22 protein-coding genes are annotated in these 24531 nt (G+C 65.0%); 9 read left to right on the top strand and 13 right to left on the bottom strand.

All coding sequences use genetic code 11. The features are described 5' to 3' along the window. Positions 1–2: 2 nt before the first annotated feature. The 3 genes from KSS94_RS04500 to KSS94_RS04490 are packed head-to-tail and all read right to left on the bottom strand — an operon-like array spanning position 3 to position 3893. Entirely contained in the window at positions 3–203 is a 201-nt protein-coding gene (locus tag KSS94_RS04500; protein ID WP_008097766.1) for a DUF1656 domain-containing protein, read from the bottom strand. Next, the gene (locus tag KSS94_RS04495) at positions 193–2370 is read right to left on the bottom strand and encodes an FUSC family protein (protein WP_217841845.1); all 2178 of its coding nucleotides are present in this window, start codon (positions 2368–2370) and stop codon (positions 193–195) included. The genes KSS94_RS04500 and KSS94_RS04495 overlap by 11 nt, the downstream gene beginning before the upstream one ends. After that, complete coding sequence (locus KSS94_RS04490) at positions 2367–3893, bottom strand: efflux transporter outer membrane subunit (protein WP_217841844.1); 1527 nt, start codon at positions 3891–3893, stop codon at positions 2367–2369. Before KSS94_RS04490 ends, KSS94_RS04495 begins: the two co-directional genes overlap by 4 nt. A gap of 180 nt (positions 3894–4073) precedes the next feature. Here KSS94_RS04490 and KSS94_RS04485 point away from each other — a divergent pair, with 180 nt between their 5' ends. Both KSS94_RS04485 and KSS94_RS04480 read left to right on the top strand, forming a co-directional pair. Beyond that, entirely contained in the window at positions 4074–5021 is a 948-nt protein-coding gene (locus KSS94_RS04485; protein WP_217841843.1) for a LysR family transcriptional regulator, read from the top strand. Positions 5022–5246: 225 nt separating this feature from the next. Continuing rightward, entirely contained in the window at positions 5247–6221 is a 975-nt protein-coding gene (locus KSS94_RS04480) for a 2-hydroxyacid dehydrogenase (protein ID WP_217841842.1), read from the top strand. A gap of 222 nt (positions 6222–6443) precedes the next feature. Here the strand turns inward: KSS94_RS04480 and KSS94_RS04475 are convergent, their stop codons facing one another. The 4 genes from KSS94_RS04475 to KSS94_RS04460 form a co-directional block, all read right to left on the bottom strand. Further along, positions 6444–7382 carry a glycosyltransferase family 2 protein gene (locus KSS94_RS04475; RefSeq protein WP_217841841.1) on the bottom strand — a complete coding sequence of 313 codons (939 nt, stop codon included), beginning with the start codon at positions 7380–7382 and terminating at the stop codon, positions 6444–6446. Beyond that, positions 7379–7750, bottom strand: coding sequence for a GtrA family protein (locus KSS94_RS04470; protein ID WP_217841840.1), 372 nt, complete (start codon positions 7748–7750; stop codon positions 7379–7381). The genes KSS94_RS04475 and KSS94_RS04470 overlap by 4 nt, the downstream gene beginning before the upstream one ends. Then, positions 7747–9285, bottom strand: coding sequence for a glucosyltransferase domain-containing protein (locus KSS94_RS04465; RefSeq protein WP_217841839.1), 1539 nt, complete (start codon positions 9283–9285; stop codon positions 7747–7749). The genes KSS94_RS04470 and KSS94_RS04465 overlap by 4 nt, the downstream gene beginning before the upstream one ends. A 109-nt stretch (positions 9286–9394) precedes the next feature. Further along, positions 9395–10303 (bottom strand): DMT family transporter, encoded by a 909-nt coding sequence (locus KSS94_RS04460; protein ID WP_217841838.1) that lies wholly within the window; start codon positions 10301–10303, stop codon positions 9395–9397. A 192-nt stretch (positions 10304–10495) separates the two neighbouring features. On the opposite strand from KSS94_RS04460, the gene KSS94_RS04455 reads away from it, so the two are divergent. Then, positions 10496–11374, top strand: a complete 879-nt coding sequence (locus KSS94_RS04455) for a helix-turn-helix domain-containing protein (RefSeq protein WP_217841837.1) — start codon at positions 10496–10498, stop codon at positions 11372–11374. A 247-nt stretch (positions 11375–11621) separates the two neighbouring features. On the opposite strand, the gene KSS94_RS04450 is transcribed toward KSS94_RS04455, so the two are convergent. The 6 genes from KSS94_RS04450 to KSS94_RS04425 all read right to left on the bottom strand — a co-directional run bounded on the left by KSS94_RS04450 (position 11622) and on the right by KSS94_RS04425 (position 18119). Continuing rightward, positions 11622–14024 carry a TonB-dependent siderophore receptor gene (locus tag KSS94_RS04450; RefSeq protein ID WP_217841836.1) on the bottom strand — a complete coding sequence of 801 codons (2403 nt, stop codon included), beginning with the start codon at positions 14022–14024 and terminating at the stop codon, positions 11622–11624. 358 nt (positions 14025–14382) lie between these two features. Beyond that, complete coding sequence (locus KSS94_RS04445) at positions 14383–15351, bottom strand: FecR family protein (protein ID WP_217841835.1); 969 nt, start codon at positions 15349–15351, stop codon at positions 14383–14385. Next, positions 15348–15848, bottom strand: a complete 501-nt coding sequence (locus KSS94_RS04440) for an RNA polymerase sigma factor (RefSeq protein ID WP_437179999.1) — start codon at positions 15846–15848, stop codon at positions 15348–15350. Before KSS94_RS04440 ends, KSS94_RS04445 begins: the two co-directional genes overlap by 4 nt. 71 nt (positions 15849–15919) lie before the next feature. Beyond that, on the bottom strand, positions 15920–16243 hold the full coding sequence (locus KSS94_RS04435) for a DUF3325 domain-containing protein (protein WP_217841833.1): 324 nt from the start codon (positions 16241–16243) through the stop codon (positions 15920–15922). Then, entirely contained in the window at positions 16243–17817 is a 1575-nt protein-coding gene (locus KSS94_RS04430; protein WP_217841832.1) for a PepSY-associated TM helix domain-containing protein, read from the bottom strand. The genes KSS94_RS04435 and KSS94_RS04430 overlap by 1 nt, the downstream gene beginning before the upstream one ends. Beyond that, entirely contained in the window at positions 17814–18119 is a 306-nt protein-coding gene (locus tag KSS94_RS04425) for a DUF3649 domain-containing protein (protein WP_217841831.1), read from the bottom strand. Before KSS94_RS04425 ends, KSS94_RS04430 begins: the two co-directional genes overlap by 4 nt. A gap of 185 nt (positions 18120–18304) precedes the next feature. Between KSS94_RS04425 and KSS94_RS04420 the strand changes: the two genes are divergently transcribed. From KSS94_RS04420 to KSS94_RS04395, 6 genes are all read left to right on the top strand, one after another. After that, complete coding sequence (locus KSS94_RS04420) at positions 18305–18799, top strand: sigma-70 family RNA polymerase sigma factor (RefSeq protein ID WP_217841830.1); 495 nt, start codon at positions 18305–18307, stop codon at positions 18797–18799. After that, a complete protein-coding gene (locus KSS94_RS04415) occupies positions 18796–19719 on the top strand; it encodes a FecR domain-containing protein (protein WP_217841829.1) in 924 nt (307 codons plus the stop codon). The genes KSS94_RS04420 and KSS94_RS04415 overlap by 4 nt, the downstream gene beginning before the upstream one ends. A 381-nt stretch (positions 19720–20100) precedes the next feature. Further along, positions 20101–22410 (top strand): TonB-dependent Fe(3+) dicitrate receptor FecA, encoded by a 2310-nt coding sequence (fecA, locus tag KSS94_RS04410; protein WP_217841828.1) that lies wholly within the window; start codon positions 20101–20103, stop codon positions 22408–22410. Positions 22411–22712: 302 nt separating this feature from the next. Further along, positions 22713–23060, top strand: a complete 348-nt coding sequence (locus KSS94_RS04405) for an HPF/RaiA family ribosome-associated protein (protein WP_217841827.1) — start codon at positions 22713–22715, stop codon at positions 23058–23060. A 181-nt stretch (positions 23061–23241) separates the two neighbouring features. Continuing rightward, entirely contained in the window at positions 23242–23568 is a 327-nt protein-coding gene (locus KSS94_RS04400) for a hypothetical protein (protein ID WP_217841826.1), read from the top strand. Continuing rightward, entirely contained in the window at positions 23565–24299 is a 735-nt protein-coding gene (locus tag KSS94_RS04395) for a hypothetical protein (protein ID WP_217841825.1), read from the top strand. Before KSS94_RS04400 ends, KSS94_RS04395 begins: the two co-directional genes overlap by 4 nt. Positions 24300–24531 lie beyond the last annotated feature (232 nt).

Raw genomic sequence — 24531 nt, 5'->3', positions numbered from 1 at the left:
TCTCACCAGTAGAGCGACAGCGCCAGGGCGCCGAACAGGCAGACGAACAGGCTCAGGCGCAGCAGCGCCGGGTGCCAGAAGAAGCGGTAGCCGTCATGGCTTGCGATGAAGCGGTCCAGCCCCCAGGCCAGGCCCAGGGCGAACAGGAACATCAAGGTCATGGTGGGCATGTACACGCCATGGAAGGCGATTTCACGGGGCATGGTGCAGTCCTTTGGCCGGGGCCAGTGGCGACTGGGGGTCGAGCAACGAGGTGCGGATGAAATGCAGGTAGCTCTGCGCCCGGCGCAGCACCGAGGTGTCGAAGTGCCGGGCGAAGGGCTCGTCGGTGGCCTGCACGCGGCTGATGGCGTGATCCACCGCCACCAGGGCGCGTTCGTGGTTGCTGGCGCTGGGCTGCAGGAACAAGCGCGCCAGCGCCCGGCCCATGACGCGGATGGCCTGGCGCCACGGCTGGCTTTCGGCGTAGGCCGGGTGCACCGGCGCGCGGGCCTGCTCCTTGCGCAGCTCGATCACCGCGTGGCCAATCTCCAGCACCGTGAACATCCAGCCCATCAGCTCGCTCTGCACCTTCGGCTGGCCGGCGGCCAGGCCATAGGCCTGGTGCAGCAGGTCGCGGGTGCGGCTTTCGAAGGCCGAGCCCAGGCCGCGCAGGCGCCCGCTGATGGCAAACAGCACCTGCTCGCGCAGCGCTTGCTCAAGGCGGCTCCACAGCCAGCGGCTGTTCGGCGGCAGGATGATCGCCCCGGCGGCGGCGCAGACGAACATGCCGATGACCATGCCGATGTAGTCGTTGATGAAGCTGTAGGGGTCGTACACCGTCAGGTTGTTGGGCACCGAGCCGATGGCGAAGAACACCAGCAGGCCCAGGCCGTAGCCGGCGTAGGCCGGGCGCGAGGCAAGGAATGCACCGAGCACGAACACCGGCGCCAGCACCATGCACAGCAGCGGGAAACCGTCGATCCAGGGGAATACGAAGAAGGTCTCGAAGAACCCGACGAAGGCGCCGATGGCGGTGCCGCAGGCCATCTGGAACGCCATGCGCTTAGGGTTCGGCGAGGCCGCCGACAGGCCCACGGTGACCGTGGCAATCAGGGTCATCATGGCGCCGCTGGGCCAGTCGCTGAGCAGCCAGTAGCTGCCCAGCAACAACAGCACCGCAGACGCCCGCACCCCGGCGGCCAGCGACACCAGCCAGCTGGTCTGGGCCACATAGGGCTCGTCCCACTGCTCGCGCTCATGGGTATGGGCGGCAAGGGAGGCGTGGGTTTCGGCGTAGCTGAACATCTCGTCAACGAAGCGGTACAGCAGCTCGAAGGCGGTGTGGAAATCCAGCAGGTCGGCTTCGCTGGGCCCGGTGGCCAGGTACTCGGCGCGCAGGGCGCGCACCTGGGCTTGCAGGCCTTCCTTGTAGGTGCCCAGCTCCAGCGCCAGGCGCAGTGCGTCGGCATCGGTCAGCGCCCGGCCCACGTAGGGCTCGAGCAATTCGGCAAGGGTTGCCAGGCCCGGCTCGATGGCGCCGACAATCTGCAAGGGGCCGCGTGCGCGCAGGCGCTCCAGCAGGCGGTGCAGGGCGTTGAAACGGGTGGTGATGGCCATGAACTCGCTGTTCATGCGCACCAGCCGGCCAGAGCGCCGGCGCATGTGCGGGTCTTCGAAGGCGGTGACGTTGCGCAGGCTTTCAAGGCCCACGGCTTCGGCCACGAAACGTACGTTGCTGGTTTCGTAGCGGTCACGCTGGCTGTCGCCGCGCAGGGCTTCCACCACCACCCCGGCGAAGGTGCCGAAGCGCTGGTACAGGGCGTTGCGCATGGCGGCACTGGCCGACTGCGGCAGTATCGCCGCGCTGACGAAGGTCGACACCAGAATGCCCAGGGCAATTTCCAGCACCCGCCACACGGCCGCCATGAACGCCTGGTCGGGGTGTTGCAGCACCGGCAAGCCGATCATCGCCGCGGTGTAGCCGGCCAGCACGAAGCCATAGGCGCGGAAGGTGCGGTAGCGCATGGCACCGGCCGAGCACAGGCCCACCCACAGCGCCAGGCTGGGCAAGAACAGCTCGGTGTTCTGCGGGAAGATCGCGATCAGCGCCACCATCATCGCAGAACCTGCCAAGGTGCCGAGCACCCGGTAGAAACTCTTGGCGAACACATGGCCGCTTTGCGGCTGCATCACGATGAACACGGTGATCATCGCCGTGCGCGGCTGCGGCAGCTCAAGGCGCATGGCCAGCCACAGGGTGATGAAGGCGGCGGCCAGCACCTTGAAGATATACACCCAGGTGACGCCGTCGGTGCGCGCCCAGGCAAAGAAGCCCCGGCGCCATTCCAGGCTGTGCAGCCAGCGCAGGGGCAGGCTTGAACTGCTCATCGGGCGTGGCCCGCCTTGTCGAACAGGGTCAGCGCGGCAGGGGTTTTCGGCGCTGCCTGGTGCTGCTCGTCGGGGACGTCGTCGCCGGCCTGCAGGCCGCCACCCAGGGCGGTGACCAGCTCGGCGTGGGCCACCAGGCGTGCGGCTTGAACCTGCTGCTGCACCTGCTGCTGGCGGAACAGCAAAGTCTGCGCGTTGAGCACGTTGAGGTAATCGGTGAGGCCACGCTGGAAGGCGACGGTGGCGATGTCGTAGGTCTTCTGCGCAGCGGCGACGCTTTGTGCGGCGAAGTGCGCCTGCTCCCGCATCGACTCGCGGCGGATCAACTGGTCGGAGATGTTCTTCAGCGCGCCGATCACCGTCTGGTTGTAGCGGGCCACAGCCACGTCATAGCCGGCCGAGGCTACGCCCAGTTGCGAGCGCAGGCGGCCGCCGTCGAAGACCGGCAAGCTGATGGCAGGTCCCACGTTGTAGTTGAACTTGCGCCCGGTAAGAAATTCCAGCGGGCCGCCGCCGGTGGCCATGAAGCCGAGGCTGCCGACCAGGTCGACGTTGGGGAAAAAGCCCGCGTGGGCCACGTCGATACCACGGGCTTGGGCCGCCACCTGCCAGCGGCTGGCGACCACGTCGGGGCGCTGGCCGACCAGTTCGGCGGGCAGGTTCGATGGCAGCGCCAGCGGCGCACCAAGGCTCAGGGCCGGGCGCTGCAACCTGGCGCCCTGCCCCGGGCCCTTGCCGGCCAGGGCGGCCAGCTGGTTGCGGGTCAGGGCGATTTCTTCATTGAGGCTGTCGAGCTGGCGGTGGGTTTCCGGCAGCGGCGCCTCGGCCTGGCTCACTTCGAAATGGGTGCCGATGCCACCGTCCAGGCGGCGCTTGGCCAGGGCGACGATCTGCTCCTGCTGGGCGAGTTCGGCCAGCACGATATCGCGCCGGGCGTAGTGCAGGCTCAGCTGGATGTAACTGCGCACCACGTTGTTCTCCAGCTCCAGCTGGGCCTGGCGCGCCTCGGCAACGCTCATGTGCGCCTGGTCCACGGCCTGCTCGCTGGCATTGCGCTCGCGGCCCCACAGGTCCAGCGCATAGCTGAAGCCGATGGCGGCGTTGTTGTCCCAGGTATTGGCACCAGACAACGCGCCCGGGCCGTAGAACTGATCCTCGGGCCAGTTGTGGCGCTTGAGTGTGGCCGTGCCGTTGGCCTGGAGTTTTTCGGCCGACTCCACCACCCCGGCCAGGGCCTTGGCCTCGCGCACCCGGGCAGCGGCCATGGCGAGGCTGGGGCTGCCGGCCAGAGCCTGGGAAACCCAATCATTCAACTGCGGGTCGCCATAGGCACGCCACCACTGCTGGGCGGGCCAGTGGGCATCACGGGCGGCCTCGCGGATTGCATCGTCGGTGGCGAGTTGGTTGGCCTTAAGGGTCTTGCTTTGCGGGGCGATGCCCCAGGTTCCGATACAGCCGCTCAAGGTGAAACAAAGGGCACAGGCACTGAGCGCTTGGAGCGCTCTGACGTTGCGACGCGGCACAGCTGCGATTTCCCGAGGAAGAGGTGGAGGGGCCGGGCAATTCTAGGGGCGGGTTTCATTGGCGATAAGCGCATATTCCTGCGAATCTTTGTTACCAAAACAGCGATAATCCGGCTTTGGTAGGAAAGGCATTCCCGCCACTTCATGTCACAATTTTGTCCTCTAAACCGAGAGTGACCCATGGACACCCTGCAAAACATGCGTGCTTTCAGTTGCGTAGCCCAGCTCGGCAGCTTCACCGCTGCCGCGGCGCAACTGGATACGACCACCGCCAACGTGTCGCGGGCGGTCTCCAACCTGGAAGCCCACTTGCAAACCCGCCTGCTCAACCGCACCACCCGGCGCATTGCGCTGACCGAGGCAGGCAAGCGCTACCTGATGCGCTGCGAACAGATCCTCACCTTCGTCGAAGAAGCCGAAGCCGAGGCCAGCGATGCCCACGCCCGCCCCGCCGGGCAGTTGAAGGTGCATTCGATGACTGGTGTGGGCCAGCACTTCGTGGTCGATGCCATCACCCGCTACCGCGACTCGCACCCGGACGTGACCTTCGACCTGACCATGGCCAACCGCGTGCCCGACTTGCTCGAAGAGGGCTACGACGTGTCCATCGTGCTGGCCACCGAGCTGCCCGACTCGGGCTTCGTTTCGCAGCGCCTGGGCATCACCTACAGCATCGTCTGCGCATCGCCCGCCTATGTGGCGCGCAACGGCTTCGCCAACCGCCCGGCCGACCTGCTCAAGCATTCGTGCCTGCGCATGGTCAGCCCGGTGATCCCGCTGGAAAAATGGCTGTTCGACGGCCCCGAAGGGCAGGAGATGGTCAACATCACCAGCTCGCCGTTCCAGGTGAACTCGGCCGATGCCATGAAGACTGCAATCCGCGCCGGCATGGGCGTGGGCGTGCTGCCGATCTACTCGGCCATCGACGGCCTGCGCGACGGCAGCCTGGTGCGCATCCTGCCGGAGTACCGCCTGCAGGAGCTGAACCTGTACGCCATCTACCCCTCGCGCCAGTACCTGGATGCGAAGATCAAGACCTGGGTCGAGTACCTGCGCAACTCGCTGCCGGAGATTCTCGCCGCGCACGAGGCCGACCTGAAGACTCACGAGCTGCACATCGCCAATTGAAAAAGCCGGTGCATTGGGGCCGGGGACAATGGTAGGTTGCTATGCATTGACTCCAATGTCTGGCAGACAGGCCCATGGGAGGGCTTTGCCCTCCATCGCGACACAAGGCCGCTCCTACAGGGTTACGCGTCTCTTGTAGGAGCGGCCTTGTGTCGCGAAAGGGCCGCATAGCGGCCCCGCTTTTCTGCCCGACTCCGTTCCCCTGCCTTGCAGAGAAGCCGCCCGATGAAAAAGACCGTCCTGGCCTTCAGCCGCATCACCCCCGCCATGGCCGAGCGCCTGCAGCAAGACTTCAACGTGATCCTGCCCAACCCGAAACTGGGCGACATCAACGCCCAGTTCAACGAAGCCCTGCCCCAGGCCCACGGCCTGATCGGCGTTGGCCGCAAGCTTGGCCGCGCGCAGCTCGAAGGCGCAGGCAAGCTTGAGGTGGTGTCCAGCGTGTCGGTGGGCTACGACAACTACGACCTGGACTACTTCAACGAGCGCGGCATCGCCCTGACCAACACCCCCGACGTGCTCACCGAAAGCACGGCAGACCTTGGCTTTTCGCTGATCATGGGCTGCGCCCGGCGTACCGCCGAGCTGGACGCCTGGACCAAGGCCGGCCAATGGCAGGCCACCGTGGGCCCGGCGCATTTTGGCAGCGACGTGCACGGCAAGACCCTGGGCATCGTTGGCCTGGGCAACATCGGCGCCGCCGTGGCCCGCCGCGGGCGCTTCGGTTTCAACATGAACATTTTGTACGCCGGCAACAGCCGCAAGGCGGCGCTGGAGCAGGAGCTCGGCGCGCAATACCGCAGCCTCGAGCAGTTGCTGGCCGAGGCCGATTTCGTCTGCATCGTGGTGCCGCTGTCCGATGCCACGCGCAAGCTGATCGGCGCCCGCGAGCTGAAGCTGATGAAGCCCAGCGCGTTTTTGATCAACATCGCCCGTGGGCCGGTGGTGGATGAAGCAGCGCTGGTCGAGGCACTGCAAAACGGCACCATTCGTGGCGCCGGCCTGGATGTGTACGAGAAGGAGCCGCTGAGCGATTCGCCGCTGTTCAAGCTGCCCAACGCCCTGACCCTGCCGCACATCGGCTCGGCCACCGCCGAGACCCGCGAAGCCATGGCCAACCGGGCGATGCAAAACCTGCGCGCAGCCTTGCTGGGCGAGCGGCCGCAGGACCTGGTGAACCCGCAGGTGTGGAAGGGCTGAGGGCCCTATCGCCGGCAAGCCGGCTCCTACAGGTACGGCACTGGCCTGAAGCTTGTGCAATCCCTGTGGGAGCGGCTTTAGCCGCGAAGCAGGCGCCGCGCTAGATGGCACCGGCTTCGCCGGTGTTCGCGGCTAAAGCCGCTCCCACAGAATTTTCGTTAAATCAACGAGTTGTGATTTGTTCCATAGGAGCCGGCTTGCCGGCGATGAAGCCCACACGGCTCACCTGGGCTGGCGCCGCCGGCCCAGCACCTTGCGCACCACATAGCGCGGCCGGTGCTTGGTCTCCTGGTAGATGCGCCCGATGTACTCCCCCAATATGCCAATGCCGATCAACTGTACCCCGCCCAGGAACAGGATCGCCGTCATCAGCGACGGATACCCCGGCAGGTCATTGCCAAACACCAGCTTGTCGATCACCAGAAACGCCGCATACAGCAACGCCAGCAACGACACGCCGGTGCCGACGTAGGTCCACAACCGCAGCGGCACCGTGCTGAACGAGGTGATGCCGTCCAGCGCCAGGTTCCACAACCGCCAGAAGCCGAACTTGCTGTTACCCGCAGTGCGCTGCGGGCGGTCGTACTCGACGATCTCGGTGCGAAACCCCACCCACGACAACACCCCTTTCATGAACAACTGCTGTTCGGGCAACTGGCGGATGGCTGCCACCACCTTGCGGTCGAGCAGGCGAAAATCGCCGACGTTCTCCTCGATGTGGGTGGAGGCGATGCGGTTGTGCAGGCGGTAGTAAAGCCGCGCAGTCCAGCGCTTGAGCGGGGTGTCGGTGGCACGGCTGCGGCGCTTGGCCAGCACCACGTCGGCGCCGTCCTGCCAACGCTCGACCATTTGCGCGATAAGCTCGATGGGGTCTTGCAGGTCCACGTCGATGGGCACCACGGCGTCGCCTTCGGCGTACTCGAGGCCTGCGAACAACGCCGATTCCTTGCCGAAGTTGCGTGAAAAGTTGATCACCGTCACCCACTCGTCACGCTGTGCCAGCGAGGCGCAAATCGCTTCGCTTTCGTCGTCGCTGCCATCGTTGACGAACAAGATCTCCACCGTCATGCCCTGCAGGGTCGGCTCGCTGCGCACGGCGCGGTAGAAGGCCTCGAGGGTGGCCTGTTCGTTGTACACCGGCACGATCAGGGTAATGTTCATGGCTCCCTCCGCTTGAACACCACTGCATGTGAAAAGGCATACCCCACCAGCAGGCTGACCAGGGTGAAGACCAATAGGGTCAACCAAGGCGGTAGCTGGACCTGATCGGCCAGGGCTCCGATCGCCAGGCTCAGGCTTCCCATTCCACACAGGAACATCGCGTAGCGCCGCCTGTTGGGGGGCACGACGAAGGTGTAGCGGGCATTCAGGCTGTACGACAGGCTCGCTGCCACGATGAAAGCCAATAGATTGCTCAAAGCCTGGTTCAGCCCCAACACCAGGGACAGCAGCAGAAAGGTCAGCCAATGCGCCAGGGTGTTGAGCACGCCAATCATTGAGTAACGCTGCAACTGTCTTGGCACACTCATGGCGCAGCCGGCTCCTTGCGTCGGCTGTTCAGCAGTACGTAGGCGTCATCGCCAACCAGATAGATGTCATAAAAAGGGCGGCGCAAAACGGCAGCACCCGCATGGGCGACAACATCATCCCTGCCCCATCCATTGGGCGGCGCGCTCTTGAAATGAGCCGGCGTGTAAAAACGCTCGATCCCGGCCCTGTTCATCATCTGCGGGAAGAGCATGTAGTTGCTCTGGCGAATGTACTTGAGTACCGGCAGGCGTGCGTCCGCCCCCACGGCCGCTGGCAGCCAACCGTCCGAGTCATCGGGGTCGATCAGGTAGAACACCTGTACATGCTCGAACTCGCGGTGGCTGAGAATGTCCTGCCCAAGGTAGTAGCTCAACGCCTTGCCCAGTTCGCCCTGCGCCTGCAGGTTGCGACCATGGGCATAGGCCAGGGCCAGCATCGACAACAGCGGGATCACGAGCAGCCAAGGGGCATGCCGGTGCCAGGCGGCCAGGGGCCTCTGGGCCAGATAGAACAGCAGCATCAGCACACAGCCGAACCCCATCAACGTCCGAAAGCCCTGATACATCTCACCTGCGAACATCAGCATGAAACCCGAGACGGCAGCGGGCACGCCAACTATCGCCAGCAGATAACAGCAGGCACCAGCCAAGGTTTTGACCCAGGCATGCTGCCCTCGCAAGATGCGCAACAGATCCGCCCCGGCCCCCAGCAGGGCAAGGCCAGCCAGAGCCAGCGCAACCAGTTGATTGGCCGGGGTCGCCAACAGCAAAGCGACCTTTGCGCCCAGCACGTGCAGGCGCTGAACCACCACCAACAGCAGATTGCCGTCCAACGGCAACAGCGCCTGGCGCGGGTCGGTCATGAAGGGTAACGCCAGAAGTGCATACACCGCGCACCCGATCAGCAACTGGCACACACGCCTGGCCAGCAGGGGCCAAGCGGCTTCCCCCAGGCGCAAGGCGCGCAGCACGTCCAGGCAGCAAAGGCCGACGAACAGGTTGAGCGTCACCTGATAGAACCCAAGCCCCACCCCCACCAGTACGGCCCCGCCAAGCCAGGCCCCCATGCGCCGAGGCTCCAGCGTCACGGCATAAATCATCGCGGCCATACCGAGCGCCATGGTCGGGCCGTCGTACTGGAAGGTGAGGTTTTGCAAGAAGAACGGGTTGTACCAGAGTGGCAGCACCACCAGTGCATCAACGGCTCGGGGCACCGTGAAAAAACGCTGGATCAGGCGCACCAGGGCATGAGCGGTTACCGCCACGGCAATCAGCAACGGTAGCGGGAAGATGTTGGGGCCAGCACCGCTGAACGTCAGCAGCTCATAAAACCATTGGGTCAGTGCACGCCCTTCACCCAACCAACCAGTACCCGCAGCCTGGGCCCGCCAATAGTCGTCTATGTATGGCATGTCCGCCAGAACAAGCGGCAGCACATGCACGCCGATGGCCAGCAGGCAAATCAGGTAAAGCACAGGGGGGCTGGGAACCTCTCCGTTCCTGGAAAGGCTCCCCGGCTGGGAAACCGCACTCATCTAGACGTCCTGGCAGATCGTTGGCTGCTCACCAGTCTAGAAGCTCAGCGCTGCTCCACCACCTGACAAATTTGCCAGTAGACAGCAATGGCCATTGGCGCGATTACGCTCAGGTGCGCCCTGGCACCAGCGGGCGGTTACTGGCAAGCGCTTTGGGCTTGCGAAACACCAGCACATTGCCCGCCATCACCGCCACCAGCCCCAGCAGCGCCGGCGCCGTCCACACATAGCCTTCGGCATAGGCCGACACGTTCAGCGCCACCAACGGGAACAATACGGTGCAATAGGCCGCGCGCTCCGGCCCCATGCGCCCAACCAGGGTGAGGTAGGCGGTGAAGCCGATCACCGACCCCGGGATCACCAGGTACAGCAGCGAGCCGATGTAGCGGGTGTTCCATTCCATGGCGAACGGGATACCGCTGAACAGGCAGTACAGCGCCAGCATCGAGGCGCCGTAGGCCATGCCCCAGGCGTTGGTGGTCATGGGCTTGAGCCCGGCTTTTTGCTGCATGCTGGAGAGCATGTTGCCGGCCGAGAAGCACAGCGTGCCGAGCAGCGCCAGGCCCAGGCCGTAGAGGGTTTCGCGGCTGGCACTGTGGTGGCTGAGCTCGGGCCAGAACAACAGCCCCAGCCCGACCAGGCCCATGGCACCGCCGGCGAGCACATTGGCGGCGATCTTCTGGCCGAAGAAAATCCGCGCGTTCAGCGCGTTCCACAAGGTGGCGGTGGAGAACACCACGGCGATCAGGCCGCTGGCGACCCACTGGCTGGCCGTTAAAAAACACATGAAGTTGACGCAGAACAGGCAAAAACCCTGGGCCAGGCACACCAGGTGGCCGCGCCGGTTCATCGGTTGCAGGCGCCGGGTCAGCAGCAAAATGCCGAACAGGATCAGCCCGGCCAGGGCGAAGCGGTAGACGATCGACACCGGGATGGCGACCACCCCCAGTTGCAGTTTCAGGGCGATCCAGGTGGTGCCCCAGATGAGCACGGTGAGCAGGTACAGCGACAGGTTCATGGTGGGCCCCTTGCAGCAGAATTTCGGGTCATCGCGAAAACCGTGGGGGCGGACTTGCCCCGCGATGGCCCTCACAGGCCTCTACTGTCTTCCACCCACCCCTGCTGCGCTTGCACAAACTTGCGCTTTTGCGCACCCACTAGCTGTCACCGGGCCATCGGCGCAGTAGGATGTGCGTCAGAGGAACCCTCCATGCCCGCACTCGACCACCTGCAAGTCTTCAACGCCATGCACGCCTCGCCCAACGCCCGGCTGGAGCTGAGCGCGCAGCTGGGTGACGGGCTCGCGGCAGCATTGTGGAGCAACCGCGACGATGCCCGTGACTACCAGGCGCCCAGCCACCACACCCTGTCGTGCTACATCGCCGATGGCACCGGCACCTTCCGCCGGCAGAAGCCCTCGGACAAAGGCTCACCCAACAAACTGTGCGTCATGCCTGCGGGCCACGAGTCCAACTGGGTGGTCAACGGCGCCATACGCCTGGCCCACCTGTACGTCAGCGAGGCGCAGTTCGCCCTGGGCTGCACCCGCCTGCTGGACCGCGAACCGCGGGAGATGCAACTGCACGAGGCGACCTTTCTCGACGACCCGCAACAAGCCGCGCGCTTTCGCCAACTGGTAACCCTGGACTGGGCCGAGCCCGGCGAGCGCCTGCTGGCCAGCAGCCTGGCCCACGCCATCATCGACCACGCCGTGCTGCACCAGGCCGGCCTGCGCCAGGGGCTGCGGCTCAAGGGCGGGCTGGCGCCGCACCAGCGTCGGCAGTTGGTCGACTACATCGAGGCCAACCTCGACCAGCCGCTGACCCTGGGCGAGCTGGCGCTGCGCTGCAACCTGTCCGAATACCATTTTGCGCGGATGTTCCGCACAAGCTTCGGCCTGCCACCACACCAGTACCTGCTGGCGCGCCGGCTGCACCAGGCCTGCCGGTTGCTGCGCCTGGGCGAATTGCCGTTGGGGCAGGTGGCCTTGCTGTGCGGGTTTGCCAGTGCCAGCCATTTCAGCAACCGCTTCCGCCAGGCGCTGGGCGATACGCCCGGGGCGTACCGGGCGGCGTTTGGCGGCGCCTGAACGGCCCTCATCGCCGGCAAGCCGGCTTCCATACAACTCATTGATTTAACACGGTCTCTGTGGGAAGCGGCCTTGTGTCGCGATGGGGCGCGCAGCGGCCCCGAGGTCTCGGCCTCATGCAGAATTGTCGGGGCTGCTGCGCAGCCCATCGCGACACAAGGCCGCTTCCCACAGAGACCGTGGCGCATCTGCGAGACCAGTTCTCTGCGCGACAGCGCAGCCCTTGCCGCAGCGCGGTCCTGGCAACCTAGAACTCGAAGGTACTGGACAAGCTCACCTGCCGCGCATCGCCCAGGGCGACGAAATAGCGGTTCACCGCCGAGGTGTAATACACCTTGTCGAACAGGTTCTTCACGTTCAGTTGCAGGCGCACCTTGTGCTCGTCCAGCTTGGTCTCGTAGCTGGCAAAGGCATCGGCCACGGTGTAGGCCGGCAGGTCGAAATCGTTGGTGGCATTACCGGCACGCTCGCCCACATAGCGCGCACCGGCGCCCAGGCGCAGGTTGTCGCCGCCGAACAGGCTGCCGTAGTCGTACACCGCCGACACAGAGCCACTGTGGCGGGCGACGTTCTGCAGGCGGTTGCCCTTGAGCGCACGGTCTTCGGTCACCTCGGCATCGGTGAAGGCATAGGCGCCGATCAGGCTCCAGTGCTCGCTGAGCTGGCCGCTCAGGTCCAGCTCGACGCCGCGCGAACGCACCTGGCCGGCGGTGCTGTAGAGGATGGTGCCAGGCACGGTATCGCCGTCGGACACCAGCACGTTGCGCTTGGTGATGTCGAACAGCGCCAGGGTACCGGTGATGGCGCCGGGCATGTCCAGCTTGGCGCCCAGCTCCCACGACTTGCCCTGCTCCGGGGCGATGCTCGAATCGAGGGTGAGGGTTGTCGTGCTGCTGCTGCTTAGCGGCGCGATGGTGGAGTTGGGCTTGAACGATTCGCTGTAGCTGCCATAGAACGACAGCTGCTCGTCGACCTTGTACACCAGGCCCGCATGGGGCACCCAGGCCTGGCCGCTGGTGTCGGTGTTGACGTTGAACGGCCGGCCACGGCCGGCGTACTGGTCGTACTGCTGGAAGCGCCCGCCGGCCACCAGAATCCAGTGGTCGTCCAGGTGCCAGGCGTCCTGCACGAACAGCGAATCGGTGCGCAGCTTGTCGGTCTGGTCGCTGTCGGTCGCGCGCACGGTGGTGCCTTCGGCCTGCAGGCCGTATACCGGGTCGAGGTAGTTGAACGAGGTGTTGTTGGCCCCGCGGATCAAGTCCCCGCGAAAGATCTTGCGGTCTTCGTGGTCAAGGCCCGCCATCAATTCGTGGCGCATGCCGGCCAGTTCGAGGTTGCCGTTCAGGCTGAAGGTGGCGAACTGGTCGCGGCTCATGGCGTTGTGGGTGCCGTCGGCGGTGCGGGTGAGCCTGCCGGTGGCTTCGTTGGCTGCGACCACGCGCACCTGGCTGGCATCGTAGGTTTCGCGGTTGAAGCTGTAGCCGAAGTGGGCCTTCCAGTCGTCACTGAGTTGGTGGTCGATTTCCAGGCGGTACAGGTCGGAGCGCCCTTCCATGTCGTTGTACGGCTCGTCCAGACGGCGACTGGCCGGAATCGGCAACGGGTGGCCATCGCTGCCAAAGGCGGTGCCGCGATCGAACGGGTAGAGAAACTCGCGGTGCTCGTAGGCCAGCACCACCTGGGTGTCCTCGCCAAGCCAGGCCAGCGATGGCGCCACCAGCGATTCGCGGTGGGTGCCGAAGTTGCGCCAGTAGTCTTCGTCTTCGTGGTCGACGATCAGCCGGTAGGCCAGGTTGCTGTCGCCCAGCGCGCCGGTGCTGTCCAGGCCGCCGCCGCTGCCGTTCTTGCCGCTGCCGTAGGTGGAGCCGCGCAGGGTCAGGGCGTTGTATTGCTCAAGCTGCGGGCGCTTGCTGACCACGTTGATCACCCCGCCCGGGTCCTGGATGCCGTACAGCAGCGAGGCCGGGCCCTTGAGCACTTCGACCCGCTCGCTACTGGCGTTGAGCGCACGGCCCTGCACCAGCGGCATGCCGTCGCGCATGATCGAGCCGTCGCGGTTGTCGCCGAAGCCGCGCTTCATCACCGTATCGGCGGTGCCGCCGAAGTTGTTGCCCTGGGTGATGCCGCTGACGTTGTACAGGGCATCATCCAGGTTGCGCGGGGCCTGGTCGCGCAGCACCTGGGCCGGTACCACGTTGATGGCGTGGGGGATCTCCAGGCTTGGGCCCTGGCCGCGCATGATCGAGGCGCTGGCCGGCGGCTGGTAGCTGTAGTCGTCGGCCTGGGAGGTGATGGTGGTGGCCTGCAGGTTGAGCGCATTGCCACTGTCGGCCGGCTCCAGGGTCAGGGTGCGCGCGTCGAGCCGGCGCCAAGCCAGGCCGGAACCTGCCAGCAACTGCTGCAAGGCCTGTTCGGCGCTGAAGTTGCCGTTGAGCGCCGGGGCCTGCAGGTCAGGCAGCGCCAGGGTGAAGACCACGCTTTGCCCGGTGGCCCGGCTGAAGGCGTTGAGCGCCTGGGCCAGCGGCTGGCTTTGCTGGGCGAAGGCATAGGCCTGGCTCTGCTGCGCGGCCAGCGCCTGGGGGGCCAGGGGCAAGGCGGCGCAGAGGCTGAGGCCGAACCAGAGCGGGACGCAACGCGGGGTGAACTTCATGGACGCTGACCTGTGAGAGGAGTGATCGTTTGCGAATGAATCGCACTTCCACTCACTACACGGATGCCGTTGAGGGGTACCTCACCGGGTTTTGAAAATATTTTTGCGGGGCTGGCCCAATCGCGGGGCAAGCCGGCTCTCTTAGAACAAACTACAACTCATTGATTTAACACGGTCCCTGTGGGAAGCGGCCTTGCCGGGGCGCCGTCCGGTCGAGATGGGGCGCGAAGCGGCCCCAAGGTCTTTGCCTCATGCAAGATTGTCGGGGCTGCTGCGCAGCCCATCTCGACCGGACGGCGCCCCGGCAAGGCCGCTTCCCACAGGGACCGCGTTTGCCAACCTGATTGCGATTGCGCCTTCAGCGCAATACGGTGAAGCGGCCCAGAACGGTTTGCCGCTCAAAGCCCAGCACCTTGCCCAGCGAATCCAGCGCCAGCAGCGGCTCGTCCACCGGGAAGCTGCCACTGACCTTGCGCTGCGCCAGGGCATCGTCCAGCAGCAGGATGCGCCCGGGGTAATAGCGGCGCAGGTCGTCGACCACCTGCCCCAACGGCACCTGGTAGTAGTTCAGCCAGCCCTGGCGCCAGGCCAGGCGGCTATCGCTGTCGACCTGTTCGATGCGCCCAGCCGTGCCGTCGGCGTACACCAGTTGCTGGTCGGCGGTCAGCTGGCTGGGTGGCGCACCCGGCACCGGCGTCACCGCCACCCGGCCGCTGTGCACCGTGACCCGGGTGCCGACGCCCTGCTCACGCACCTCGAACTGGGTCCCCAATACCCGCACCTGCCCGCCATTGGCTGCCACCACGAACGGCGCGCCGGTGTGGGTCACCTGAAAGTAGGCCGCGCCGCGCAGCAAGCGTACCCGCCGCTGGCCGTGGGCGAAGTCCACGGCAACGGCGCTGCCGGCGTCCAGGGTCAGCTGCGAGTTGTCGGCCAGGGTCACCTGGCGCACCTGTTCGCCGCTGGTGTAGTCGGCGCGCAGGTCCTGCAACCAGTGTTGCGGCTGCCAGCCCGCCGCGCCGCCCAACGCCAGCACCAGGCAAGCGGCCACGGCAAAGCGCCGCCAGTGCGCTGTGCGCGCCGGGCGGTGGATGGCGTCCAGGTACTGCGCAAGGTCGGCCTGCTGTTCGGCGGCCAGGCGCGCGGCGGGGGCTTCGCTCAATTGCCACAGCTGCTCGGCCTCGGTGTAGGCGCGCCGGTGCGCGGCATCCTGCAGCAGCCAGCGCTTGAACGCGGCACTGTCGGCCTGGCCCGGCTGCTGGTTGCGCCCAAGCCAGCGCAGGGCGGCCTGTGACTGTTCGGCGGTGATCGGCGGTTCAAGGCTCATCGACGGGCGCTCCCTGGCCGGCGCAGTGGGGAGGCGGGTTCGGCGACACTCGCCTTGCACGCTTCGAGGGCGCGCATCATATGCTTTTCCACCGCGCTCTGGGACAACTGCATGGCCTTGGCGATCTCACCGTAGGTGCAGCCATGGATGCGGCTGAGCAGAAAGATCTGTCGGGTGCGCTCGGGCAGGGCGCGCAGCGCGGCCTCGATGCACTGCAGGTCGTGGGCCGCCTCCAGCGCCTGCTCCGGCGCCTGGGCGACGGGCTCGTCGTCGTTGTGCTGCAGGCTGTCGGCGGCGCGGTCACGGCTGCCTTCGCTGCGCAGGTAGTCGATGGCCAGGTTGCTGGCGCTGCGCAGCAGGTAGGTGTCGAGGGCCTCGACCTTGACCTCGGGCCGCCGCCAGAAGCGCAGGAACAGGTCCTGCACCAGGTCCGAGGCGGTGGCGCGGCAACCGATGCGCCGGCTGACCAGCGCCTCCATGCGTGCACGCTGGGCCATGAACACTTGAACAAAACGCGCCCGCCCGTTGCCGTTGTCGGCCTCGGGGTCGGTGAGCCCGCCCGGTTCGCTCAAGCCAGCACCGCCAGCGGCGGGCCGAGCACCAGGCTGGCCGCCGCCAGGCCCAGCAGCAGGCGCGGCTGGTAAGGCAGGCCGAACACCCACAAGGTGGCGCCGGCCATCAGCAATGCGGTCCACTCCACCAGGCCCAGCGCCCAGCCCTGGGCCTGCACGGCCAGTACCAGCGCCAGCACCAGCAAGGCCCAGCCGCCTGCGCGCAGGGCCTTGAGCTGAGGCAGCGTCGGCTTGCGCTTGAACAGCTCGACGAAGTGCTTTTCCATGGCCAGGCACAGCCCGGCGAAACCGGCAAAAACGATCAGCGCGACGCCCAGCATCAGCGTGCCTCCGCGGTTTCTGCCACTGCCTTGCCAGCCCGTGGCGCGCGCTTGGCCGCCACCTTGGGGGCGCGCAGCATCTTGCTGGCGGCCCAGGCGAGGAACAGCCCGGTGCCCAGGGCAGTCAGGTCGAAGCCGGCCATGGCCCAGTCGCCCACGGCGATGGAGTGGTTCAGGCCCTGGCCGGTGGTGACGGCGTTGAGCAGCGGCAGCAAGGCGAAGGCCAGTGCCCCCAGACCCAGCTGCTCGGCCCAGGCGCGGCGGCCAGGGCGCAGCATGGCGTGTAGAAGCGCCAGCCCCCACAGCATGAAGAAGCTGTCGATCTCAAACCCCGAGCGCCCTTGCAGCCCTGCCGGCAACAGGCGATTGGCCCAGAAGAACGCCGCCACCCCCAGCAACAGGCCGCTCATGCTGGCAATGTTGAGCACCTCGACCAGGCGCAGTTCGCCGGGCATGTGGCCGCTTTTGGCGTGCTTGAGCTGGCGCTTGCCCAGCCACATCACCAGGCCCGTACCGATCACCGCCGTCCCGGCCACGCCGAAGGCGAAGTACAGCCAGCGCAGCCAGGGCCCGGCGAAGTTGCCCATGTGCAGGCCGGCGAAAGTGAACGAGGTCATCATTGCCACGCTTTCCGGCGCGCCCTGGCGCAGCAGCTCGCCAGTGGCGCCGTCGAAGGTCCAGTTGGCGCTGCGCCGGTAGGCGACGTGGTCGGTGCTGGCCTGGGACAGGGTCACCCGGGCGCTGCTGTCACCCGGGTTCTGCACCTGCACCGAACCGATATGCGCCCCCGGCTCCAGGGCCTGGACCTTGGCGTAAAGCTGCGGCAACGGCACCAGCGGCGCAGCCACCCCGGCTACGGCCGGGGTTTCGTCGCGGCCGAACAGGTCGTTGAAGTAGCGGCCGGCGTCACCATAGCTTGCGAGAATGCCGGCCGGCATCACCATGTACATGAACAGCACCAGGCTGCTGTAGCTGATCATCAGGTGGAACGGCAGCACCAGCACGCCGATGGCATTGTGGCCGTCCAGCCAGGAACGCTGGCCCTTGCCGGGGCGGAAGGTGAAGAACTCCTTGAAGATCTTCTTGTGGGTGATGATGCCGGTGACCAGCCCCAGCAGCATGATGAAGGCGCAGAAGGTCGACAGCCAGCGGCCCCAGGGGTAGGGCATCTGCAGCTCGAAATGGAAGCGGTAGAAGAACTCGCCGCCACGGCTGTCGCGGGCCTCGACCTGCTGTCCGCTGGCCGCATCCAGCTGCTTGCGCACAAAACCGCGGCGCCCACCGGCATCAGGGTCGCGCCAGCCGACAGCGAGGGCCGGCTCGCGCTCGCCAGGCAGGCGGATGAACCAACTGGCGGACTGCCCGGCATTGCTTTGCAGGTAGCTTTGCGCCAGGCCCAGGCTGTGCACCGGGTCCAGCGGGTGGGCCTGGATCTCGGGCTGGCTCCAGTGGCTGATCTCTTCCTTGAAGTAGGTCAGGGTACCGGTGAGGAAAATCGCGAAGAGCAGCCAGCCGAAGATCAGCCCGGTCCAGGTGTGCAGCCAGGCCATGGCCTGGCGAAAGCCTTCTTTCATCCGTTGTTCATCCAGTAGGCCAGCCCGTTGATTGTCCCCAGCAGCAGGCTCGGCAGCAGCACGCCCAGCCAGGCGCGCCAGGCACTGCGGCAGGCGAAGCACCAGATGAACGCCAGCACCAGGAACACGAACGACAGCAGCATGCCGACCAGCGCGGCGTCGACCTGGGCCATGGGCAGCAGCAGCGCGCCGCTGACGCTGACCAGCGATGCCAGCAGGTAGCCGCCGCACAAGGCGGCAAGGCAGCGCGAGGCCACGGCCAGGCGATAGCTGAGGGGCAGTCCGGCGGCTTTGCTGGTCATCGCGGTGGTCCGGGGAAAGGGGTTGCAATAGTAATGATTTGGATTCTCATAAGCAAAATTCGGCGATGAATGCAGGTACCGCGGGGCAAGCCCGCTCCCGCGTTCAGTCCACAGAGGGGGCTGGCGAACGGCAGGATCTGTCGCATACAATGCGAACAATTCTTAATTCCAGTTGAGACTCACCGGTGTCCAGCGCCCTCTCTTCCACTGTCGAAGGCCTCTACCTCGCCCACCACAACTGGCTCACCGGCTGGTTGCGGCGGCGCCTGGGCTGCCCGCAGAGCGCGGCAGACCTGGCCCAGGACACCTACCTGCGCCTGCTGCAAGCCCGCGAGGCACCGCAACTGGTCGAACCCCGCGCCTTCCTCGCCACCGTGGCCAAGCGCGTGCTGTGCAACCACTTTCGCCGCCTGGAACTGGAGCGCGCCTACCTCGAAGCCCTGGCCCAGGTGCCGGAACAGGTGGCGCCGAGCGAAGAAGACAAGGCACTGATCTTCGAGACCCTGCTGGAACTGGACCGTCTGCTCGATGGCCTGGAGCCGCTGGTCAAGCGCAGCTTCCTGCTGGCCCAAGTGGACGGCCTGGGCCAGGGCGAGATCGCCCGCGAGCTGGGCATCTCGCTGGCCACGGTCAAGCGCTACCTGAAAAAAGCAGCCCTGCGCTGCTACTTCGCCCTGTGAACGCCGAGTTTTCGCCACGGGTGGCCGAGCGGGCCGTGCATTGGTTGCTCGAGTCCCAGGAAGAGGGCTTCGACCAGCACCTGGCACTTGAACACTGGTTGCAGGCCGACAGCGAGCACCAACGCGCCTGGGCGCACATCCAGCAGGTCAACCAGCGCCTGCGCGGGGTGGCTTCGCCGGTGGTGCACGCCACCTTGCAGGCACCGCCCTCCCCGGCCCGGCGCCGGGCCCTCAAGGCCTTGCTGCTGGTGGGCGTGGCCACTGCCACCGGGCTGGGGCTGCAACAGCACAACCCGTTGCCGGGGCTGATGGCCGACTACCGCAGCCCGGTGGGCCAGCGCCGGCGGCTGCTCCTGGACGACGGCAGCCAGCTGCACCTGAACACCCGCAGCGCCGCCGACGTGCGCTTCGACGGCCAGCAGCGCCTGGTGCGCCTGCAGGAAGGCGAGTTGCTGCTGGAGACGGCCAACGAGCACCGGCCGTTCTACCTGCGCACCGCCGAAGGCGACCTGCAACTGGGCCCTGGGCGGGTCAACGTGCGCCAGTTCGAGGGTTTCAGCCTGGTATCGGTGTTCAGCGGCAGCGCCAGCGTGGCCGGGCAGTCGCTGCTGGCCGGCCACCAGGCGCGTTTTGCCCGCGGCGGCTGGCAGGCCATCGCACCGCTGGACCCGAACCGCGCGGCCTGGGTGGACGGAATGCTGGTGGTGTCGCAGATGCGCCTGGGCGACTTTGTGGCCGAATTGTCGCGCTACCGGCTGGGGCAACTGGGTTGCAGCGAACGGGTGGCCGACCTGCGCATTTCCGGGTCGTATCCGCTGGAGGACAGCGAGCGCATCCTGGCCATGCTGGAGGTAGCGTTGCCGGTGAAAGTGCGCAGGTTTACCCGCTACTGGGTGTCGGTGGAAGCAGCAGCGGGGTGATCACCTGTAGGAGATCACTCAGCCCTTTGGGGCTGCGCTGTCGCGCAGAGAACTTGTCTCGCAGATGCACTGCGGCCCTAGTGGGAAGCGGCTTTGCCGGGGCGCCGTCCGGTCGAGATGGGCTGCGCAGCAGCCCCCGGCAATTTTGCATGAGGCAGAGGCCTTGGGGCCGCTTCGCGCCCCATCTCGACCGGACGGCGCCCCGGCAAGGCCGCTTCCCACAGGGACCGCGTTAAATCAATGAGTTGTAGTTTGTTCTATGAGATCCGACTTACCGGCGATAGGGCCGGTACAGAAAAAATATTTTCAACGGCCTGAGCCATTTCCCCTCCCTCGCGTGACAGAGAAGGCAGAACCCCCTTCTCACAGGACCACCGCACCATGCTTCTGCGCCCCAGCCCCCTCGCCTGCGCCCTGCTACTCGTCGCCCCGTTCGCCATCGCCGAGCAGCGCGCCTACCACATCGCCCCCGGCAACCTCGAGCAGGCCCTGAACCAGTTTGGCCGTGAAAGCGGTGCGCTGATTTCGTTCGGTTCGAACGTTACGCAGGGCCTGAGCAGCCCAGGCCTGGACGGCCAGTACCACACTGCGCAAGGCCTCGACGCCCTGCTGCGCGGCAGCGGCCTGCAAGCGCGCCAGGAGGCCGACAACGCCTACAGCCTGCAACCGCAGCAGGTGCCGGTGGCGGGCGCTGCCGTGGAGCTGGGCGCTTCGACGGTGGTCGGCGACTGGCTGGGCGAGGCGCGCCAGGACAACGTCTTCGAGCACCCTGGCGCCCGTGACGTGGTGCGCCGTGAAGCGTTCGAGCGCAGCGGCGCCAGCACCGCCCGCGAAGTGCTCAACCGCATCCCCGGGGTCAACGCCCCCGACAACAACGGCACCGGCAGCCACGACCTGGCGCTGAACTTCGGTATCCGCGGCCTCAACCCGCGCCTGGCCTCGCGCTCCACGGTGCTGATGGACGGCATCCCTGTGCCATTCGCCCCCTACGGCCAGCCGCAACTGTCGCTGGCGCCGCTGAGCATGGGCAACATGGACGCGGTGGATGTGGTGCGCGGCGGCGGCGCGGTGCGCTATGGCCCGCAGAACGTCGGCGGCATCGTCAACTTCGTCACCCGCGCCATCCCGGAGCAAGCAACCTTCAAGGCGGCGATGCAAAACCAGATCAGCCCCTCGTCCAGCCACGATGGTTTCAAGAACAGCGCCAACCTGCTGGTGGGCGGCACCAACGCCAACGGCCTGGGCGGCGCCCTGCTGTACTCGGGCACCCGTGGCGGTGACTGGCGCGAGCACAGCGACACACAGATCGACGACCTGATTCTCAAAGGCAAGCTACAACTGGACGAGGCCAACAGCCTGCACGCCATGGCCCAGTATTACGAGGGCGAGGCTGACATGCCCGGTGGCCTGAGCACGGCCGACTTCGACGCCGACCCGTACCAGTCAACGCGCCTGAAGGACAAGTTCTGGGGCCGCCGCACGCTGTTCAACTTCGGCTACGACTACAAGCAGGACGACCGCCAGTTCAGCGTCAACAGCTTCTTCACCAAAACCCTGCGCAGCGGCTACCTCGACCAGGGCAACTTCGTCTCGCTGTCGCCGCGCGAGTACTGGGTACGCGGCATCGAGACCCGCTTCTCGCAGGGCCTGGCGCTGGGCGACAGCTGGCACGAACTGGGGGTGGGCTACCGCTACGTCAACGAAGCCGGCCACGAACTGCGCTTCCGGGAGCCGACCAGCGCCGATGTGCTGCCGACCACCAACAGCCGCAACGACCGCGACACCCGTGGCAGCACCGAAGCCCACGCCATCTACCTGGATGACCGCATCGACATCGGGCGCTGGACCATCACCCCGGGCGTGCGCTACGAGATGATCGACTCCGAGCAGAGCAACAAGCTCAACGGCCAGCGCTACCAGGGCAGCTACAACACTGCGCTGCCGGCGCTGAACGTGATGTACCACCTGACCGACAGCTGGAACCTGTACGCCAACACCGAGGGTTCGTTCGGCAGCGTGCAGTACAGCCAGATGCCCAACCGGGTCAGCAGCGGCGAGGTCAAACCGGAAAAAGCACGCACCTGGGAAGTCGGCACCCGCTACGACAATGGCGACCTGCAAGCGGAGATCGGCGCGTTTCTGATCAATTTCGACAACCAGTACGAAAGCAACCAGACCAACGATTCGGTGATCGCCCGTGGCGAAACCCGCCACCAGGGTATCGAGACCAGCCTGCGCTATGCCCTCGACGGCCTGAGCCCGGCGCTGGCCGGGTTCGATGTACACGCAAGCTACGCCTTCGTCGATGCCACCATCCGCGAGGACGGGCCGAACAAGGGCAACCAGGTGCCGTTCTCGTCGCGCCACAAGGGCACCTTGGGGGTGGGTTACACCGAGGGCCCATGGCAGTTGAACCTGGACAGCAGCTTCCAGAGCAGCCAGTACGCCGACAACGCCAACACCGGCACAGAAAGCGCCGACGGCAGCACCGGGCGCATCCCCGGCTACATGCTGGTCAGCACCCGCGCCGGCTACGACTTCGGGCCGCAGTTGTCGAACCTGAAGGTGGCGGTGGGGGTGAAGAACCTGTTCAACCGCGAGTACTACACCCGCTCGTTCGACGACAACAACAAGGGCAAGTACGTGGGTGAGCCGCGTACCTTGTATGTGCAGACTTCGGTGGAGTTCTAAGCCATTGCCGCCCCCCGCAGGCGGATCACGCTCCCCTGTAGGAGCGGCCTTGTGCCGCGAAAGGCCCGCATAGCGGGCCCAGGATTTGCGCATCATGCGAGATTGCCGGGCCTGCTGCGCAGGCCTTTCGCGGCACAAGGCCGCTCCTACAAGGGCCTGCACCTAGCTGAAAAATTATTTTCATAAGGGGCTTGAAATCGTTCCCCAGTTGCCTGACCTTAGAGTCAAGAGGCGCACAAAGACCAACGCCCTCAAAGGCTTGGCAGCGCTTTCTGTGAGCAAGCTGAATAAGGATTGAAGTCATGCAAATCCAGGTCAACAGCAGCAATCAGATCCAGGGCAACGTCCGCTTGAACGAGTGGGTCCGCAGTACCCTGCAGAGCAACCTCGAACGTTACGAGGACGACCTCACCCGCATCGAAGTGCATTTGCGCGACGAAAACGGCGCCAAGCCCGGCACCCATGACAAACGCTGCCAGATGGAGGCTCGGCCCAAAGGCCACCAGCCGATTTCCGTGACCCACAGCGCAGGTTCGCTGGACCAGGCCGTCGATGGCGCGGCCAGCAAGCTCAACCACGCACTGGAGCATTTCTACGGCAAGCTGCGCAGCAAGCGCGGGGTACTGGAACTGAGTGACCCGGACGCCTGACCCGTCAGCCACATACAACAACGCCCGGCCATGTGCCGGGCGTTTTGTCATCAGTACCAAGATGGACCACACTTGCTCTTTAATGCGCCTGTTGCACAGCCTGCCGCTCCCTCGCCAATGACGGCTAAAGTTCCCGATCGCACTGCCGCTATAGCGACATACCTATCAATGGAGCTAGCAAGTGCACGAATGGAATGCCTGGGCACCCTTCCTCAAAGATCCTTTAACAACGATGGCGTTTACTGCCGTTTTGATGGTGAGCCTGATTGCGTATTTCGCACGAAAAAAATTATTGCAGGCAAGTGCCTCTACTTGGCTGATCGCGCTGCTCGGATTTGTATTGCTGTCGACCTTGACTGTAGCCTTGATGCGCGAGTCCGAACCTCGAAAGCCCAAGTCTTCCTCGCCCACTGAAGCCAGTGTCCCCCCGGTAGGGCATCCGAGCCCAAACGTTCAAATAGTCAACGGCTCAAACAACACCGTAATTAATGGTACTCAAAAACAATGAAAGCCATCTTGCCAATACTCCTAGTATTTTCCGCACAGGCATTTTCAGCCACTCCCGAGCTGCCAAGCAACCTCCAATACATATTAGGAAACTGCAATCTTGTAATAAACAACTCTGAAGGCGGCAATGTACAGGCACCCAAGGGAAATTTATGCCCTGATTCGCCCGCCTCTAAGAGCGCGGCTGACTCCTTGAATAAACTGGCACGATTCATTGAAGCCAGCAACCCAACAAAACTCGAGGTAGCTGAATTAAAACCCATGAAATTCCTCGGCGACAACGAACCATTCTTAGTTGCCATCGTAGAAAACAAGAGCAACTTACCCGCACGCAAGGTTAAACTAGAATTACTGAGGCCACTTCAGGCCAATGAAAAGAATTCAAAAATCATAAAAGTTCCCCGTAGCAATGCTTTCCCACAAAAAATCATGCAACACCTTCAGGTCGCACAGCACGACTCACAAACCATCCCTCTAGCACCGCTATCATATCTTATTGACATAACCAGACTCGGCCTACCCTCCGACTACATATACTTGGGCGCAGGACTTACGCCTGAGCTGCCGCAAAAGTTAATGCACTCATTTAGCAGCGACGCAACGCATCGAAACCTACAAGCAGAAATACGCCCGCTAGGGCTGGCAATACAATACGAAAACATTTTCGAAACTTCAACCAAGTCATTAAGCGGCATCTACTTCTACTTTGCCAGAAACGCGAAAGCGGATTGAGAACCACTAATTCCCACCGCCCCAATATGCTTACATCTCTACAATGGTATATTGAACAATAAGTACGGCACACTAGAGCGGATTGCGCTGAACTCTTCACGTTCTAAGCGACGCCTACAGATCGCCCTCAGGAAGTCGCTCTGAAAAACCAACTTCCACTCGATCCAACACGAGATGAGGGCCGCTTACGAAGCCAGTTCTCTAAGCGCCCTCGCAGCAGAAAGGGCTGGCG

Origin of the sequence: Pseudomonas fakonensis, assembly GCF_019139895.1 — a bacterium.
GTDB lineage: Bacteria > Pseudomonadota > Gammaproteobacteria > Pseudomonadales > Pseudomonadaceae > Aquipseudomonas > Aquipseudomonas fakonensis.
The sequence above is the reverse complement of the archived record's forward strand: the minus strand, read 5'-3'. Positions and strand labels throughout refer to the sequence as shown.

What these genes read in the sequence shown, in the direction of transcription:
- KSS94_RS04495 (WP_217841845.1), bottom strand. Translation starts at nt 2,370, where the DNA reads ATGAGCAGTTCAAGCCTGCCCCTGCGCTGGCTGCACAGCCTGGAATGG.
- KSS94_RS04450 (WP_217841836.1), bottom strand. Translation starts at nt 14,024, where the DNA reads ATGAAGTTCACCCCGCGTTGCGTCCCGCTCTGGTTCGGCCTCAGCCTC.
- KSS94_RS04480 (WP_217841842.1), top strand. Translation starts at nt 5,247, where the DNA reads ATGAAAAAGACCGTCCTGGCCTTCAGCCGCATCACCCCCGCCATGGCC.
- KSS94_RS04445 (WP_217841835.1), bottom strand. Translation starts at nt 15,351, where the DNA reads ATGAGCCTTGAACCGCCGATCACCGCCGAACAGTCACAGGCCGCCCTG.
- KSS94_RS04455 (WP_217841837.1), top strand. Translation starts at nt 10,496, where the DNA reads ATGCCCGCACTCGACCACCTGCAAGTCTTCAACGCCATGCACGCCTCG.
- fecA (WP_217841828.1), top strand. Translation starts at nt 20,101, where the DNA reads ATGCTTCTGCGCCCCAGCCCCCTCGCCTGCGCCCTGCTACTCGTCGCC.
- KSS94_RS04475 (WP_217841841.1), bottom strand. Translation starts at nt 7,382, where the DNA reads ATGAACATTACCCTGATCGTGCCGGTGTACAACGAACAGGCCACCCTC.
- KSS94_RS04435 (WP_217841833.1), bottom strand. Translation starts at nt 16,243, where the DNA reads ATGCTGGGCGTCGCGCTGATCGTTTTTGCCGGTTTCGCCGGGCTGTGC.
- KSS94_RS04405 (WP_217841827.1), top strand. Translation starts at nt 22,713, where the DNA reads ATGCAAATCCAGGTCAACAGCAGCAATCAGATCCAGGGCAACGTCCGC.
- KSS94_RS04425 (WP_217841831.1), bottom strand. Translation starts at nt 18,119, where the DNA reads ATGACCAGCAAAGCCGCCGGACTGCCCCTCAGCTATCGCCTGGCCGTG.
- KSS94_RS04440 (WP_437179999.1), bottom strand. Translation starts at nt 15,848, where the DNA reads ATGGCCCAGCGTGCACGCATGGAGGCGCTGGTCAGCCGGCGCATCGGT.
- KSS94_RS04500 (WP_008097766.1), bottom strand. Translation starts at nt 203, where the DNA reads ATGCCCCGTGAAATCGCCTTCCATGGCGTGTACATGCCCACCATGACC.
- KSS94_RS04430 (WP_217841832.1), bottom strand. Translation starts at nt 17,817, where the DNA reads ATGAAAGAAGGCTTTCGCCAGGCCATGGCCTGGCTGCACACCTGGACC.
- KSS94_RS04460 (WP_217841838.1), bottom strand. Translation starts at nt 10,303, where the DNA reads ATGAACCTGTCGCTGTACCTGCTCACCGTGCTCATCTGGGGCACCACC.
- KSS94_RS04465 (WP_217841839.1), bottom strand. Translation starts at nt 9,285, where the DNA reads ATGAGTGCGGTTTCCCAGCCGGGGAGCCTTTCCAGGAACGGAGAGGTT.
- KSS94_RS04395 (WP_217841825.1), top strand. Translation starts at nt 23,565, where the DNA reads ATGAAAGCCATCTTGCCAATACTCCTAGTATTTTCCGCACAGGCATTT.
- KSS94_RS04485 (WP_217841843.1), top strand. Translation starts at nt 4,074, where the DNA reads ATGGACACCCTGCAAAACATGCGTGCTTTCAGTTGCGTAGCCCAGCTC.
- KSS94_RS04470 (WP_217841840.1), bottom strand. Translation starts at nt 7,750, where the DNA reads ATGAGTGTGCCAAGACAGTTGCAGCGTTACTCAATGATTGGCGTGCTC.